This is a genomic window from Haloarcula halobia (assembly GCF_029338255.1).
Taxonomy (GTDB): domain Archaea; phylum Halobacteriota; class Halobacteria; order Halobacteriales; family Haloarculaceae; genus Haloarcula; species Haloarcula halobia.
Genome location: NZ_CP119787.1, coordinates 2,424,121 through 2,439,125, shown reverse-complemented (window position 1 = coordinate 2,439,125; position 15,005 = coordinate 2,424,121). Strand labels below are relative to the sequence as shown.

Annotated in this window: 17 protein-coding genes, 1 tRNA gene and 1 other RNA gene; 12 read left to right on the top strand and 7 right to left on the bottom strand. The window is 65.6% G+C overall.

Features of this window, described 5'->3' with window-relative positions:
- Nucleotides 1-48: 48 nt before the first annotated feature.
- A complete protein-coding gene (locus P1K88_RS12970; protein WP_276410651.1) occupies nucleotides 49-297 on the top strand; it encodes a YhbY family RNA-binding protein in 249 nt (82 codons plus the stop codon).
- Nucleotides 297-1,166 (top strand): mechanosensitive ion channel family protein, encoded by an 870-nt coding sequence (locus P1K88_RS12965; RefSeq protein WP_276414146.1) that lies wholly within the window; start codon nucleotides 297-299, stop codon nucleotides 1,164-1,166. Before P1K88_RS12970 ends, P1K88_RS12965 begins: the two co-directional genes overlap by 1 nt.
- Before the next feature lie 384 nt (nucleotides 1,167-1,550).
- On the opposite strand, the gene ffs is transcribed toward P1K88_RS12965, so the two are convergent.
- Both ffs and P1K88_RS12955 read right to left on the bottom strand, forming a co-directional pair.
- An RNA gene (gene ffs / locus P1K88_RS12960) (signal recognition particle sRNA) lies at nucleotides 1,551-1,863 on the bottom strand.
- A 66-nt stretch (nucleotides 1,864-1,929) separates the two neighbouring features.
- A complete protein-coding gene (locus P1K88_RS12955; RefSeq protein ID WP_276410650.1) occupies nucleotides 1,930-2,343 on the bottom strand; it encodes a DUF7548 family protein in 414 nt (137 codons plus the stop codon).
- Between the two features lie 79 nt (nucleotides 2,344-2,422).
- Between P1K88_RS12955 and P1K88_RS12950 the strand changes: the two genes are divergently transcribed.
- From P1K88_RS12950 to P1K88_RS12940, 3 genes are all read left to right on the top strand, one after another.
- Nucleotides 2,423-2,698 carry a DUF5798 family protein gene (locus P1K88_RS12950; RefSeq protein ID WP_276410649.1) on the top strand — a complete coding sequence of 92 codons (276 nt, stop codon included), beginning with the start codon at nucleotides 2,423-2,425 and terminating at the stop codon, nucleotides 2,696-2,698.
- Nucleotides 2,699-2,786: 88 nt separating this feature from the next.
- A tRNA-Arg gene (locus P1K88_RS12945) sits at nucleotides 2,787-2,861 on the top strand.
- A 657-nt stretch (nucleotides 2,862-3,518) separates the two neighbouring features.
- Nucleotides 3,519-4,775, top strand: a complete 1,257-nt coding sequence (locus P1K88_RS12940) for a mandelate racemase/muconate lactonizing enzyme family protein (RefSeq protein ID WP_276410648.1) — start codon at nucleotides 3,519-3,521, stop codon at nucleotides 4,773-4,775.
- Nucleotides 4,776-5,507: 732 nt separating this feature from the next.
- On the opposite strand, the gene P1K88_RS12935 is transcribed toward P1K88_RS12940, so the two are convergent.
- Nucleotides 5,508-6,575 carry a TrmB family transcriptional regulator gene (locus tag P1K88_RS12935; protein ID WP_276410647.1) on the bottom strand — a complete coding sequence of 356 codons (1,068 nt, stop codon included), beginning with the start codon at nucleotides 6,573-6,575 and terminating at the stop codon, nucleotides 5,508-5,510.
- Nucleotides 6,576-6,903: 328 nt separating this feature from the next.
- Here P1K88_RS12935 and P1K88_RS12930 point away from each other — a divergent pair, with 328 nt between their 5' ends.
- A complete protein-coding gene (locus P1K88_RS12930) occupies nucleotides 6,904-7,179 on the top strand; it encodes a HalOD1 output domain-containing protein (protein WP_276410646.1) in 276 nt (91 codons plus the stop codon).
- Here P1K88_RS12930 and P1K88_RS12925 read toward each other — a convergent pair.
- The 3 genes from P1K88_RS12925 to P1K88_RS12915 all read right to left on the bottom strand — a co-directional run bounded on the left by P1K88_RS12925 (nucleotide 7,176) and on the right by P1K88_RS12915 (nucleotide 9,371).
- Complete coding sequence (locus P1K88_RS12925) at nucleotides 7,176-7,817, bottom strand: pyridoxamine 5'-phosphate oxidase family protein (protein WP_276410645.1); 642 nt, start codon at nucleotides 7,815-7,817, stop codon at nucleotides 7,176-7,178. The two genes, P1K88_RS12930 and P1K88_RS12925, sit on opposite strands and share 4 nt — an antisense overlap.
- Nucleotides 7,818-7,996: 179 nt before the next feature.
- Nucleotides 7,997-8,641 carry a phosphoribosyltransferase gene (locus P1K88_RS12920; RefSeq protein WP_276410644.1) on the bottom strand — a complete coding sequence of 215 codons (645 nt, stop codon included), beginning with the start codon at nucleotides 8,639-8,641 and terminating at the stop codon, nucleotides 7,997-7,999.
- 310 nt (nucleotides 8,642-8,951) lie between these two features.
- Nucleotides 8,952-9,371, bottom strand: coding sequence for a DUF2267 domain-containing protein (locus tag P1K88_RS12915; RefSeq protein WP_276410643.1), 420 nt, complete (start codon nucleotides 9,369-9,371; stop codon nucleotides 8,952-8,954).
- Nucleotides 9,372-9,727: 356 nt separating this feature from the next.
- Between P1K88_RS12915 and P1K88_RS12910 the strand changes: the two genes are divergently transcribed.
- From P1K88_RS12910 to P1K88_RS12885, 6 genes are all read left to right on the top strand, one after another.
- The gene (locus P1K88_RS12910; RefSeq protein WP_276410642.1) at nucleotides 9,728-11,146 is read left to right on the top strand and encodes an FAD-dependent oxidoreductase; all 1,419 of its coding nucleotides are present in this window, start codon (nucleotides 9,728-9,730) and stop codon (nucleotides 11,144-11,146) included.
- Nucleotides 11,147-11,249: 103 nt separating this feature from the next.
- Nucleotides 11,250-11,756, top strand: coding sequence for a metal-dependent hydrolase (locus tag P1K88_RS12905; RefSeq protein WP_276410641.1), 507 nt, complete (start codon nucleotides 11,250-11,252; stop codon nucleotides 11,754-11,756).
- Nucleotides 11,757-11,833: 77 nt separating this feature from the next.
- Entirely contained in the window at nucleotides 11,834-12,451 is a 618-nt protein-coding gene (locus P1K88_RS12900) for a class I SAM-dependent methyltransferase (RefSeq protein ID WP_276410640.1), read from the top strand.
- Between the two features lie 48 nt (nucleotides 12,452-12,499).
- The gene (locus P1K88_RS12895) at nucleotides 12,500-12,997 is read left to right on the top strand and encodes a hypothetical protein (RefSeq protein WP_276410639.1); all 498 of its coding nucleotides are present in this window, start codon (nucleotides 12,500-12,502) and stop codon (nucleotides 12,995-12,997) included.
- 78 nt (nucleotides 12,998-13,075) lie between these two features.
- The gene (locus P1K88_RS12890; RefSeq protein ID WP_276410638.1) at nucleotides 13,076-13,837 is read left to right on the top strand and encodes a proteasome assembly chaperone family protein; all 762 of its coding nucleotides are present in this window, start codon (nucleotides 13,076-13,078) and stop codon (nucleotides 13,835-13,837) included.
- Nucleotides 13,838-13,920: 83 nt separating this feature from the next.
- Nucleotides 13,921-14,361, top strand: coding sequence for a universal stress protein (locus tag P1K88_RS12885; RefSeq protein ID WP_276410637.1), 441 nt, complete (start codon nucleotides 13,921-13,923; stop codon nucleotides 14,359-14,361).
- 89 nt (nucleotides 14,362-14,450) lie between these two features.
- Here the strand turns inward: P1K88_RS12885 and P1K88_RS12880 are convergent, their stop codons facing one another.
- A complete protein-coding gene (locus P1K88_RS12880) occupies nucleotides 14,451-14,822 on the bottom strand; it encodes a DoxX family protein (RefSeq protein ID WP_379786810.1) in 372 nt (123 codons plus the stop codon).
- Nucleotides 14,823-15,005 lie beyond the last annotated feature (183 nt).

Here is a 15,005-nt window from a genome sequence, read left to right as displayed (position 1 = left end):
CGTGTTGGGTACGCTTTTAAAATCCTCGGCGTAATTACTCCCCACACAATGGTCGCTGACAACACGGAACGGAAACTCCACGCGCTCGACGCGACGCTCCGGGTCGGCAAGCACGGCATCGAATCTGTCGCCGACGAACTCGATTCGCAGCTCGACGACGCCGAGTACGTGAAGGTCAAGTTCCTCCGGTCGTCCCGGGGCGGAACGACGACCGAGGCGCTGGCGGACGACCTCGCGGACCTCGTCGACGCCGAGGTGGTCCGCGTTCGCGGGCACACGGCGGTGTTCGAGCCATGATGCAGGTCGGCCCCATCGCCGAGTTCCTCGACGGGTTCGGGGTTCCGGCGGCGACCGCCATCGCGAGCGCCATCGTGTTCGTCGTCGCCTTCGTCGCGATATACGTCCTCGGCAAGGTCGTCGTCATCCCACTCGTCGACCGCTCGCTGGAATCGCGCGACCTCGACGCTCACGCACGAAAGCCGCTGAAGAAGTTGACGAGCATCGTCATGCTCTTCGTCGCCGTCTCGGTCGCGTTCGGGTTGGCCGAGTTCGGCAACTTCCTCCAGTCGCTCGCGACGATCGCGGCGGCCGCCACGCTCGCGATCGGCTTTGCGATGCAGGACGTCCTGAAGAACTTCGTCGCCGGCATCTTCATCTACACGGACAAGCCCTTCCGCATCGGCGACTGGATCGAGTGGGACGGCAACTCCGGCATCGTCGAGGACATCAGCCTGCGGGTCTCGCGGGTCCGGACCTTCGACAACGAACTGCTGACGGTGCCGAACTCGAACCTGACCGACGGCGTGATCAAGAACCCCGTCGCCAAGGAGCAGCTCCGCCTGAAGTTCGTCTTCGGTATCGGCTACGACGACGACATCGACAAAGCGACCGAGATCATCATCGAGGAGGCCGAGGCGAACGAGGGCATCATGGAGGACCCCGCGCCGTCGGTGCGCCTCGTCGAGCTCGGCGACTCATCGGTGGGCCTGCAGTCCCGAGTCTGGATCGATGACCCCAGCCGCGCCGACTTCGTGAAGACCCGCGGCGAGTACGTCCAGGCAGTCAAGCAGCGCTTCGACGAGGAGGACATCAACATCCCCTACCCGAACCGCACCATCGGTGGCGGCCTGGAGCTATCGAACGTCGAAGGGCTGGTCGAACCCTAACCACTTTTTACTGCGGGGGGTTCGCTCCGCGAACCCCCGCTTGCAAAAACGTGGGGAAAACTGCCGGAATGCGCGGCTTCGTCGCGCTTCCGGTGAACCGCCTCGCTTCGCTCGTCGGACGCTGGACCGCAGTGGGATTCCATCTCTATCGTAACTCGCGCGTCGGATTGTACATCATGGCCGGGAGTGGCCTCCGTGCCACGACCCGGGGAAGGGCAGGCCGTCAAGAAGCATACCGCGCCGGAGGCGCGGTTTCACCGGACTCGAGACCGGAGGTCGAGAGTCCGGCATTTTTCCCCACGTTTTTGCAAGGAGTGGTGCCCACAGCGAGCCGAAGGCTCGCGAGGACACCCGACGCAGCAAAAAGTGGCCGTCTATGAATGAGAGTGGACCCCGGGAATTGCCCGACGTTCGGACGAGGGTAATCCCGTTTGCCTCCTCCACCCCGCGACCCCACGAGCGACGGGTGTTCGATGGTCCGCTGCTCACTTCCGTGCCTGACGGAGTGCCATCGATTAACCGCGCGGGCACATCCCTGCAGATGTGACCGCGTGGACCGCCGTCCCCGCGGGACGAGGCTTCGACGTTGGCTCACGGGGTCCACGTCCGTCAGACCGGACGCCCCCGGGTTTCGGTCCCCGCTGATGACCATAGTGCGGGTATCGAGGGGGGCCAAACCCCCCGACCTAGTCCACATCGTGATTCCGCCGCCGCCCCATAAGGGCCTTTCGAATGTCCCCCAAACTGACAGACGACGCCCGGCTCAAAGCAGGCCGAGCGCGCGGGCGAACCACGCCGACCCCACCGGGATGGGGACACCCGCCGCGACGACGGCCCACCGGTGGTGCTCGATGAGCGTCGACTCGGTCAGTCCCAGCACGAGGTCACCCGGGACGGTCACCGCCCAGGCGAGGCTCAGTCCCACGACGAAGAGGCCGACCACCAGCCCCGCGCCCGCGGCGACGCTCGGGTCGGTCCGCCCTTCCCGCCCGGCCGCCAGGACGATGATGGCGACCAGCGAGAGCACACCGAGGACGAGTGGCGAGAGCACCCCGGCACCGTAGTAGGCGCTGACGGCGGTCGGCTCACCGACGATGACGTACGGGGCGGCCAGCGAGAGGATATACAGCACACAGCCGACGATGCCGACGGTCGGCGCGACGCGCAACGCGTTCATACCGGCGCTCGGAACGGCGTGGTCTTAACGGCGGCGTTCGAGGGAAACCGGGAAATGGCTTCCCCACGTATCGGACTCCATGGGATTGGGATCGACGGCGAAGAAGATACAGAAAGTAGCGGACGTCGCAGATGACGTCTACACCAAGGTCAACGAGCTGAAGACGCAACTCCAGGACCTCCGACAGACAGTCGAGGCGACCAACGACCGCGTCGACGACGTCGACCGGGAACTCGCCGAACAGCGCGCAATCGTCGAGGCGCTGGCCGACCAGCAGGGCATCGACACCGCCGCGGTTCTCGAAGAGGCCGACCTTCCGGCTGAAGAGGCCGAGACGTCCCCGGAGACCGAGTGAGTGGCGGCCGGCGGCGCGTGACTGGCTCACCCGGGCCCGTCTCGAACCGGTTGGTTTAAACCACAACGTCGGTATAGCAGTTCACGTAGGGCGCTTAGCTCAGCCTGGACAGAGTGCTTGGCTTCGGACCAAACCGTCGGGGGTTCAAATCCCTCAGCGCCCGTGGAATTTTGCGGCGAACAAACCGTGAGTCGCAAATTCGCTATCTGAGGATTTGAACCCTGCCAGTCGCGCGCAGCGTGGCGAGCACGTCTGAATCCGGTTCAAATCCCTCAGCGCCCGTAGCCGTTTTCGCGATTCAGGCCGACAGACAGCGACGGGTTGGTTCTGCCGAGAGACGCAGTGTGCTTACTTTCCGTTCGACGGTCGAACGGTTCCGAGTCCGAGGTGTCGTCTGACGATTCGCGTGCATCTAAACAGGCCTCCCCGGAGAAACCATCTAATTCTCCGTACTGATTGCTGAAAAATACATACACACAGCTGATTCTCGTAGCGGCAAGACATCGCGCGCCTATCGGTCGCTACAGTCCGACCAGACAGTATCGGGACTCTCGAGTTAGCACTCGCAACTCCCACCAGCGGTGTTTGCCTTATTCTATGTAGATTTGTACCTCTCATTACAGAGCGAGTAAAGCAACGGCAGGAGAACAGCTTTTATAGAGACAGATGGCTTGGAAACCTGATCCACTAGCCAATATCGAACTGACCGATGTCCTATACGGAACGGGTAAGTTTGATCTCTCTCCCCACAGCTCTGGCGACGTATTCCAGTTCCGTGCTGAATCTATTTATACACTGCGAGAGATGGGCCTTCTGCACAATGTCGAACTCGAAATACCATCACCTCGTTTCTGAGATGAAGGGCGGAATCGAGTGGCGTGATCTCAGCGACCGCGGGATGTCGCGCGATCCGAGCCGCGACGTCGAAATCACTGGCATCACCTGTCATGTCATCGGCGGGAACTTTCCGTGGAACATCATTACCGTGGAGACAGACGCTGGCGTCACCGGCGTCGGGGAAGCGTACAATGGCCCTATCCGCGAGCACATCGAGTATCTCGAACCCGGCCTCGTAGGTGAGAACCCCTACGACGTCGAGCGCCTTACCGAACACATGACGCAGCTTCTTTCGGGACTCGCCGGCGGTACTGGATTCTCGCAGGCAGCCGTCTCTGGCATCGAAACTGCGCTTTGGGACGCCGTCGGAAAGCTCGTCGATCTTCCCATCTACCAACTCCTCGGCGGGAAATACCGCGACGAGATCCGCATCTACTGTGACAGTCACGCTGGCACCCACCTGGATGAAGGGTCCGACAAGTCCTTCAAAGCGTACGAACCCGAAGCGTATGCCGACGCTGCCGAGGCAGTTATCGACGATGGCTTCGATGCACTCAAGTTCGATCTCGATGTCGCCGCTGGCGACGCGGATACCGCAACCCGCCGCCTATCCAACGCCGCCGTCCAGCACAAGGTTGACGTCGTTGCGGCAGTCCGCGAACGCATCGGTGACGACCCGTTACTCGCGTTCGACCTCCACTGGAACTTCAACGTGGAGACCGCTCTTCGCGTTGCGCGCGAACTCGAGGAGTTCGATATCGCATGGCTCGAGGATCCCGTTCCGCCGGAGAACGCAGACTCCCACCGGCGTGTCACCGAGGCCACGTCGACGCCCATACTCGCCGGTGAGAACATCACACGCGTCGAAGGCTTGGTGCCTTTCCTCGATGAGGATGCCCTCGACGTCGCCGCGCCCGACATCCAGAAGTGTGGTGGGCTCTCGGAGTTCCGTCGTATGGCCGCCCTCGCCGACGCCTACGACGTTCCAGTGGCGCCACACAATGTCGCCAGCCCAGTCGGTACAGTCGCGAGTGTGCACGCCTGCGCGACCGTGCCGAACGCATTCGTCCTCGAGTGGCACGCTCGCGACGTTGACTGGTGGGACGACCTCTACATCGGCGACCCACTCATCGAGGACGGCCGCATCGAGGTCCCCGAGGGCCCAGGTCTGGGCCTGGAGCTCGATCTCGACGAACTCAACAGCCGACTTGCGCCCGGCCAGGAACCGGTCGAACTCTAAACGGCCGGCCCGCTTACTGTCGATCCGACGTCGGGTACTGTAAACGATATATCGCTCTTCTATGCGATCACGCGGCACAACCCGGGACCACCGTCGACCACGGAGACGTCCTGCAGGTTCCATCCGCAATACCTGGGCGACTAACGATAGTGCGTAGCGGCCGATTCACACTCTACGTACCGCTTGTTTCGCCCCTGGCGCCCCGAAATGAGTGATTGGAATCTCCTACAGACAACCTCCGTAGCGATAACGCGCTATTTTACGGAACCTCGGCAGGGGTGATTCGAAGCGTGCGAGATACAACGCGCGAGTGGAACACGAGACGATACTGCCTCCGAGTTACTCGAATCGTTCAGTATAGTCACTGTACTAATCGTTCGAGTCGGTGAAATCAAGTGGCGACCTGATGACCGATACGCGCGTTGTATGCACCGCGAGCGAAACAGATTGTCTGTCCTCTCAGAATATCCCAGTCCACAAACCCGCGAGTACGGACGCCTCACGCCTGAAGAGACGATTCGCTCGACCGAGGACCGAGCGCTCTCAGCGCCCGTGGTTCTGCGCGAACGACGGTGAGCGCTGCGGCGCGTCGGCTGAGGATTCGAACCCTGGAAGACGAGCACGGCGAGTTTTCATACAGTTCAAATCCCGCAGCGCCCGTACCCCGGTTCGAGTGAACGCGCGCGAGTGGGCGGAACCTGTCCCGGGCCGCGGTCGACGCCCATCGCCGGCTCACCGACGCGGTCGGTCGGGCCGCATCTCGAGGCCGTAGGCAGCGACGTCTTCGAGCACGGCGTCCCAGCCGCCGACGCTGACCCGGCCGCGCTCTGTCTCGACGGTTATCTGGGCTACCTCGGGAAGCACGGTCCGGTAGTCGACGTCGGGGTCCGCCTCCATCCGATAGTCGACGACTGGGCCGACCCACGTCCCGGGCTGTCCGGTATCCGTGTCGTTCCCCTCGACGTAGGCCTCGACCGGCCTGGTCGATTCCAGCGCCGACTCGTAGTCGATGATCGCCCGCCAGGGAGTGAGGTACCGGCGCGGCCGGTTGGCCGGCGTCGCTATCTCCCGCGACCCGAGCCACAGTTGCTCGCTGTATCGCTGGAACATCTCGACGATGCTCCTGTCACGGGTCACCAGCGACGGCCGGCTGACTGACGGGGCAGAGAGGCCACGGAAGATACCGTAGTCCCGGTCCGCGGCCACGACGAGGTCGGCCTCCAGCCGGCAGTTGACGAGCAGCTCCTCGTGGTACGTGGTGTTCTCGACCGTCGCCAGGTCGTCGGTCTGGACGAGCAACCGGACCGTCACGCCGCGGTCGAGGGCCTCGCGAACCTCCGATTTGAACGCACCGTACCACTCCATCGGGAGCGACAGAAAGAGCCACCAGTCCGCCGTCTCGATGGCCCGCGACACGTGTCGCCGTACCGATGACTCGGTGCTGACGACCGTCACGTAGCCACTCGGCCGGTCGACGTCGCCCGCAATCCCGTCCAGCTGGGTCATCGCCCGCTCGAAGCGCGATTCGAACTGACTGACCTGCTGGTTCTTCAGCTCCTCGAGGCCCACCTCCGGGGGTATCGCGACCGCTTCCTTCCCGGTGCTGGCCTCGTTGACCTCGACTAGGCCGAACTCCTGAAGGTCGTCGACGACGTCGTAGATGCGCTGCTGTGGAATCTCGGCCTCCTCTGCCAGTACCGTGAACCGGGCCGTCCCGAGACGGACCGAGGTAACGTAGGCTCGGGACTGGTACTCGGTCAGGCCGACACGCTGGAGTAATTCCTCGATTTCGTCGGTCATGTGGTTGCTTCGGTCTATCTGTCGACCGTGCCGTCTCTCGTCCACACTCCTCCAGCCCCGGTATAAAATAACCATCGCATGTCGCGGGCAGCGATGGCGGGGTACCGGGGGGAACGCGAGATCGCCCGACACATCTCTCCCCGACGTGTCACGTTACGGTGTCTTCGGGTTACACGATCTGCTCTCTATCGGGTGCCGTGGCGGTGGCCGCCCGCGTCTCTGGAGTGGGCGCAGACACGGACCGGCCGCCGGAGAAAAATAAACTACTGAACGTGGTGATTCTCTCGAACCTGCCGGACTTTATTATCTCTCAGAGATCATGTCGCCTATGGAACGGATTTCGTCGCTTTCTTCTCGCGTTGCCGAGCGCATCGCCGAACGTGAAGGGACCGACCCGGCCGAACTGACTCCGCCACTGTACGAGGTGCTCGACGTCGAACAGGTGGATCGATTGGTGACGACGTCGAACGCCGATGTCCGCGTCGAGTTCACCTATCTGGGGTATCAGGTAGCCATCGAGGACCAGGGCGAACTGGAGATCACCGAACGACAGACCGACGACGGGACAGAACCCCAGCCGGCCCCCGAATTCTCGGTAGACTAGTCGCTGACGAGGTGGCACCTTTCGACAGTATCGATTCCCCAGAATCCGGCACGTACGAGCGAACGCTTTGCTGGGGTCTCACGTCTCTTCACCGCCCGAGTCGACAGGTGCCGACCTTCCAGTGTACGTGTCGTCCCACCTGGGCTGTGTCGGGCTCCCCCGGAGCGAGCCCCGTTCGTGGCGGTCAGTCCCACGGTCTCGATCCGCCGACCACTCACCGCCGTCGGTTCGAGTTCGTCGAGTCGGCGCTTCAGCTTCGGGCGGTCGCGCGCGCCGCGTTCCCGACGGACTCGGGGACACTGTTCGCGGTGTTCGACGGGCAGCTCCGACCGAGAGACCCCCTGCAGGGTTCCAACTGCCACGACGTTCCGGTAGATCGGCGGCGCTGCCTCGTAGACGATGACACGTGCCCGCGGTCCCGTCGAGAGCACGGCGCGTCTCTCTGTCCGCTGGGGCGGCGCGGGCCGCAGGAAGAACCCACAGGCGTCCGCTTCGTAGCCGTACGCGGTCGGGGTCGCGTACGGTTCGGTGGAGTCCGTAAGAGAGAGAACGGCGGTCTCGTGCCGGTCGAGAAGCGCGTCGGCCTCCGCCTCGTGAGGGTCGTTGCCTCCGTCGATGACATCGTCTCGTGGTACCAAAGGACGGGCGGGGATCAAAGTATTGTCCCATGGGAGGTCGCCGTTCCGGACGCCGGTGCCACCGACCGCCCCGACCGCCGAACGGGTGAACAGGCCTCATAGTGATTGCTGTGACTGTTTACCGGTACGACCGCACGTAGTCGTGCGGTTGGTACCGAAATGACTCACAGCAGTCACTATCAGACCCCTCCCTGGTCGAGGTACGCTATCGCCGCCTCGTCCGACACCTGGTCGAACCGGTCGTAGAACTGCCCGACCCCGCTGAAGTGCTGGGGCGTCCACAGGCAGACGACGGCGTCGGCCAGCTGGCCCAGTTCCGCGACGGTGTCGGGCGGACCGACGGGTATCGCCAGGACCAGCCGGTCGGCGCCGTTCTGCCGCAGCAGTTCCAGGCACGCCCTGGCGGTCGACCCGGTCGCCACACCGTCGTCGACGACCACGACGGCCTTGCCCCGGACGTCCGGTTCCGAACCGCCCTGGCGGTACCGCTCGGCCTTCCGTCTGGCGTTCTCGGCTTCCTTCTCGCGCTCGCGCTCGAAGTACTCCTCGCCGGGGTCGACCTGCCGGAGTGCCGACTCGTTGCGCCAGACACTCCCGTCGCTGGCGACGGCACCGAGGGCGTACTCCGGGTTGTGTGGCGCCCCGATCTTCTTCGCGACGACGACGTCGAGTGGCACGCCCAGCGCGTCCGCAACGGCGCGTCCCAGTGGGAGTCCGCCCCTTGGAATCGCGAGCACGAGGTCGACGTCGACATCCCGCTCGCGGAGCGCCGCTCCGAGCTGTTCGCCCGCCTCGCTTCGGTCTGTGAACTGATGCGTAGCCATTGTCCCGGCCGTACCTTGGGGCGACAGACGCCTACCGGTTACGGTCGGTTCAGTACGACGACAGGTCCACACCGCTCAAGGCGCCGGAGTGTGTGCCACGCTCGTGGGACAGCAGAATTGAACGCACGTGGCTATCCCGGTCGGTGACGTCGAACGGGACGGTATCCTGACGGCCCCGGTCGACGCGTCGGGTGTCGTCCTGTCCGGTCACGGACGTGGGTCCAGTCGGCACAGCCCGCGCAAATTCGTCGCGGACGTCGTCCGTGAGCGCGGCCGGGCCGGTCTCGCCGGAGCGCGTGACCGCGTCAGGTCAGCGCTCGCTCCATCCACCGCTGTCGACGACTTCGAAGAGGTTCCCCCAGTTCTCGTCGCCTTCGCTCCCGGGAAGCGAGTCGCGGAGCTGCCGGAAGTCGGAGGCCGGCACGACGCTCTCGACCAGGTCCACGATGACCCGAGCGTGATGCGCCGCGTCGGCCGGGTCCGCCCCCTCGATTCCGCTGACGCGCTCGACGTACTCGGCCCAGTCGAAGTGCTGGCCGTGTTCGTGGACCGCCCCGGCGAGGTACCACTTGATCTCGATGGGGAGCGACGCCGCGAGGTCCTCGGCGTTCCCCGCCGAGAGACGCTGGCCCACTGGCAGTAACGTCGCCCGGATCGCCCGCACGCTCTGGCCCGTGTCGGCCAGTTCGAGTCGATGCTGTACTTCGCCGGTGAACTCGTCGAAGTTCATGCGCTAAAATAATGTTCCAATGACATTAATTGGGGCGGTGGGTCCCGACTCCTGGGAACGGCCGGGACGGGAGTTTCCGTGACTGTGCGCCCGGTGTTCCCCCGCGGGAGGGTGCACGCTCATGCACTGAATCCGTTCGGAACAGCGTGTAGGATTGTACACCAGACAGAATATTCCCGCCGAGTTCCGTGGACACATTGAAATCGAACACCGGTCTTCCACGGCTTCGAATCGCCTATTCGGGGTTATTTGGCCCACAAACCGGGAGAGATCTCGACGCCCCGAAATTCTGACACCCTAACAATAATTCAAATCTAACACAATACTATATGTGCCTGGCGGACGAACCATCCGGTATGACCGACCCGTTCGTAATCGTCGGCGGTGACGCCGCGGGGATGAGTGCCGCGAGCAAGTTCAAACGTGACGCGCCCGACCGGGACGTCGTCGTCTTCGAGAAGGGCGACTGGGTCTCGTACGGCGCGTGCGGACTGCCCTACTACGTCAAGGGGGACGTCGAGACGCTCGACGATCTCGTCTCGATGACGCCGACCGAGTTTATCCAGGACCGCGACATCGACCTGCGCACCGGCCACGAGGTGACCCACATCGACCGGGAGCGGCGGGTGGTGACAGTCGACGGACCCGACGGGACCCTCGAACAGCGCTACAGCGACCTGCTGGTCGCCACCGGTGCGCGGGCGGTGAAACCGCCGCTCGACGGGATGGACCTGGACGGCGTGTTCACCCTCCACGGCATGGACGAGGGGGCCGAGATACGCCGGTCCCTGGGCGAGCAGACGCCCACGGCGAACCGCTCGGATACCGGGTACGGGTCCGTCGCGAGCGAGTACACCTCGGCCGAGGGGCCAGAGGCCGTGGGCATCATCGGCGGCGGGTACGTCGGCATCGAGATGGCCGAGGCCTTCGCCACACACGGGCTGGACGTGCACCTCTTCGAGATGCTCCCGCACATCCTCCAGCCCTTCGGGGCCGAGTCCGCCGCCGTCGTCGAAGACCACCTCCGCGAACAGGGTGTCACGCTCCACCTCGACACGCCGGTCGAGGAACTCGTCGGTGAGCGAGCGGTCGAGGCGATACGTGCCGGCGACGAGCGGGTCCCCGTAGACCTCGCGCTGGTCGGCGTCGGTGTGGCGCCGAACACGGACCTCGCCGAGCGTGCCGGCATCGAGACGGGGCCGACCGGGGCCATCGCGACCGACGAGTACGGCCGGACGAACGACGCACACGTCTACGCCGCGGGGGACTGTGCGGAGGCGACCCACGTCGTGACCGATGCGCCCGATCACGTCCCACTCGCGCTGACGGCGAACCGTGCCGGCCGTGCCATCGGGCAGACCGTGGCGGGCGACCCGCTGCCTGTCGGGCAGATCGCCGGGACGGCGGCGGTCAAAGCGTTCGACCTCGAGGTCGCACGCACGGGGGTCATCGACGAGGCGGCGGCCGTCGACGCGGGGTTCGACCCTGTCTCCGTGACGATAACGACCGAATCGAGGGCTCACTACTACCCCGGCGGGACGGAGATACAGGTCACGCTGGTCGGCGACCGACAGAGCGGCCGGGTGCTCGGTGCGAGCATGGTCGGGGCCGAGGGCGTCGCAAAGCGCATCGACACGGTCGCGACCGCGCTCCACGCTGGGATGACGGTCCACCAGCTCTCGTATCTGGACCTGTCGTACGCGCCACCGTTCAGCCCCGTCTGGGACCCCGTGCTGACGGCCGCGAAGGTGCTCGCGGGGAAACTCGCCGGCTGAACGCGTCGGGGCCGCCCGGGCGTGGGGTCAATTAGATGGATGTTCGAGGGCGCCGCCGACGAGCCACAACGCTTTCCCTTCGATCCCGCCACGTTCCACGCGGATGTACCGGAATGGCCACTACGGAGTGAATCTCCTCCTCTATGCACCTCTGGGCGCTGGGCTCGTGGTCTTGGGGGAACCGCTGCTCGCGGTGGTCGGCTGGATGCTCGCCGTCGGCCTCGCGACGGCGCCGGACGTCGACCACCGACTGCCGCTCGTCTCCCACCGCGGCATCACGCACACGGTCTGGGCCGCACTCGCCGTCGGCTTCGCCTGTGGCGCCGCGCTCTCACTTTCCGCAGAATCGGTGGGCCTGTTCACGCCGACGGCGGGGGCGCTCGTCGGGGCCGTCGGTGGGACGGTGGGTATCCTCGGCCACGTCGCGGGCGACGCGCTGACGCCGATGGGCGTGACGCCGTTCACGCCGCTGTCGACGACCCACTACTCGGCGAGTCTGTGGACGGCCGACAACCCCTTTGCGAACTACGGCCTCCTCGTGGTCGGCGTGTTCGTCACCTCGCTGGTCGTGGTGGTCGCGTTGCAGACGGGGTCCGCCGCGCCAGTGTGATCCGGGGCGGATCGCCCTCGGCCAGGGATGCTCGCAACTTCGAGAGACACTTACACCGTCGCCGTCTCCACCCCCGTATGGACCCCGACGAAGTACGTGAGGACTGGGCCGGTCGCTCCGGCCGGTTCTCGCCGCGCTACTACGCCGAACTTGGCCCCAACGAAGTCAGCGAGACGATTCTCGACGCCCTCCGGTACTACGTCTCCGACGACGCCGCGATTCTGGAACTCGGCTGTGGGTCCGGACGCCACCTCGAGCACCTCCGTTCGCACGGGTTCGAGAACCTCGCCGGCATCGACATCAACGACGAGTCCTTCGAGGTGATGGCCGACGCGTTCCCGACCCTCGCCGAGACGGGGACGTTCCAGGCCGGGGCCATCGAGGACCTCCTCGGGGAGTACGACGACGACGCCTTCGACGTCGTCTACTCCGTCGAGACGCTCCAGCACATCCACCCGGACGACGAGTGGGTCTTCGAGGACGTCGCCCGCGTCGCCGGGGAGCTTCTCGTCACCGCCGAGAACGAGGGCAACAGCCCCGAGCGCGGCCGCGGGGAGACCGGAGTGAGCTACGTCGACGACGAGTTTCCGCTGTACTACCGAAACTGGAAGCACGTCTTCGCCGAGTACGGCTTCGCCCAGCTGATCCACGAGCCGACCAAGCGCGACACGATACGGGTCTTCCGGGCGCCGTGAGCGACCCGCGTGACAACTGGCTTCAGCCTGGGGCGCCTCTCCCCGACAATGGAAGACCATAGCGCGCCGCTCTCCGTCCAGGAACTCGCCGACTACTGTCGGACGCAGGCCCGATTTCTCTGGGGCCGCGTCGAGTCGCTCACTCGAGCGGCGGACGAACTGCTCGAGGAGGCCGACGAGGGTATCGAGGAGGTTCGCGAACGCCTCTCGGCGCGGTCCACCTCGGGCGACGCGAGGCCGGTATCGCCCGCCGCGGCGACCGGCGGGAACGCCGACGCCGATCTCGCCGAGATAGAGACACTGGAGGACGATATCGAGGAGACCCAGGCCGTCGTCGCGGCCAAACGGGCCCGTCGTGACGCCTTCGAGCAGCTCGCGGCGGCCTACGCAGACCTCGCGGACGAAATCGAATCGACAGCGTCCGACGGGCAGGCGGCGCTTTCCCGCGTCGTCAGCTTCGAGCGTGACCACGACGCCCCGGCGTACGTCGAGAACCAGCAGACGCTCCTCGAAGCGGTCGCCGAGTCTGCGAAATCCGAGGAGTGAGCGGCCCGACGACGAACCCGCCGACGGGCCGTCCGGGCAGTGAGTATTATTGTCCTATTGAGCGATACACGAGACGACATGGCGACAGCACCACCATCGTTCGACATCGAGTCGACCCCCGAGGCGGACGTCGGCGACACCCTCATCCTCGGCACGGCGAATCTCGGCCTCGCAGGGCTCACGGCCATCGACTACCTGGTCTCGCACACGCTGACCGAACAGGTCGGCCACGTCAGGACCGACAACCTGCCCGACATCACACCCTTCACCGGCGGCGAACCGCGATTCCCCATGCGACTGTACTCGGCCGCGGGGTCCGACATCTCCCTGCTCATCAGCGAGATACTCGTCCCCGTGTGGGCGGGCGAACCGCTCGCCGACGGCGTGTCGGCGTGGGTCGAGGCCCATGGCATCGAGGAGGTCTGTCTGCTCCACGGCGTCCCGTTCCCGCACGGCCCGGACGAACACGTCGTCTTCCACGTCGGGACCGACGAGTTCCGGACCCGTCGCATCGGCTCGGCCGACATCCAGCCCCTCGCGGGCGGGTTCTTCGACGGCGTCGTCAGCGAACTCCTCCTCCGGAGCCTCGAGGACGAGACGCCGCCGACCGGCGTGTTGACGACGCCGACGCACCCGCCGGGGCCGGACTTCGAGGCCGCGCTCCGGTTCCTCGACGCGCTCGAGACGCTCTACGGCCTCGAGGTCGACGAGACGGAGCTCCAGGCCCGCTCCGAGGAGATGAAACGCTACTACGAGGAGCTCGCGACCAGGATGCAGTCGATAGAAGGGAGCGACGCGTCCGGGGGCCGGGACTACCCTGAAGACCGGATGTTCATGTAGCGTCCCGCGGGACGAATCCGCCCGACACGGGATTGCCGGGCCCCCGGGTCACACCTATGACCGTTCGGAGCGTAGATCCGTCCATGTACGACCGGATACTGGTGCCGACGGACGGGAGTTCGGACGCCGAGCGCGCCGTCGAACACGCCCTGGACCTGGCTGAGACGTCCGGCGCGGACCTGTACGTGCTATACGTCGTCGACACGAATCCCCTCCCGCTCGACCCACGTACCCAGCAGGTCGTCGGGTACCTGGAGGAGGCGGGCCGGCGCGCGGAGGCGGAGGTCCTCGAGCGTGCCCGCGGGCGAGACGTCGATACCGTCGTCACTGACGTCCTGGAGGGGTCTCCTCACGAGGCCATCCTCGAGTACGCCGACGACAACGACGTCGACCTGATCGTGATGGGGACCCACGGCAGGCGCGGCCTCGACAGGGTGCTGCTCGGGAGCGTGACCCAGCGCGTCCTTCGGACAACCGACGTCCCGGTGCTGGTGGTCCGCCCCCCGTCGGACGACGAGGCCTGAGAGTCCGGCACTCGGCGTCGTGTGGTGTGCCTGGGGAGACAGACCGACGCCGGACGTCCCACCGGGCACTGTCTGGGGCGATGGCACGACTACTCCGCACCCGACGACCGGTCGGTGTACCACCACGCCCAGGCGACGAGGACGGCCTGGAGCGGCAGCCGCGCCCACAGCGCCGCATCCGGCGGGTCGCGCAGCGGTTCCGGCACCCCCTCGAGGGCCAGGTCGTCGGTCACCGCCATGTATACGTTCGCCGGGAACACGGCCACGAGCAGGCCGACCAGTCCCCGGGCCGACAGCCGCCGGGTCCGCTCGAAGAGGACGCCGGCGCCGAGCAGGACTTCCGCGGCCCCGGAGAGGTAGACGAGCGCTCGCGGCCGCGGGAGCTGCGGTGGCACGACCTGTTCGACCACCTTCGGGGCGAGGAAGTGGCCAAGGCCCGCACAGATGTAGACGAAACCCATGACGAACCGGAGCGGTCGTTTCCATCTCGCGAGTCGGTGCAGCGACACGGCACGTCGGTACGGAAGCGACCGAGGAAAGCCTTCCTCCCGGACCCGGCGCGACCCGACCCGGCGTCGCCGAGGCCCTGACACCGGTCGACGCGACAGACCATCTAGAACGCTTATATCTCCACGTCCGTCATA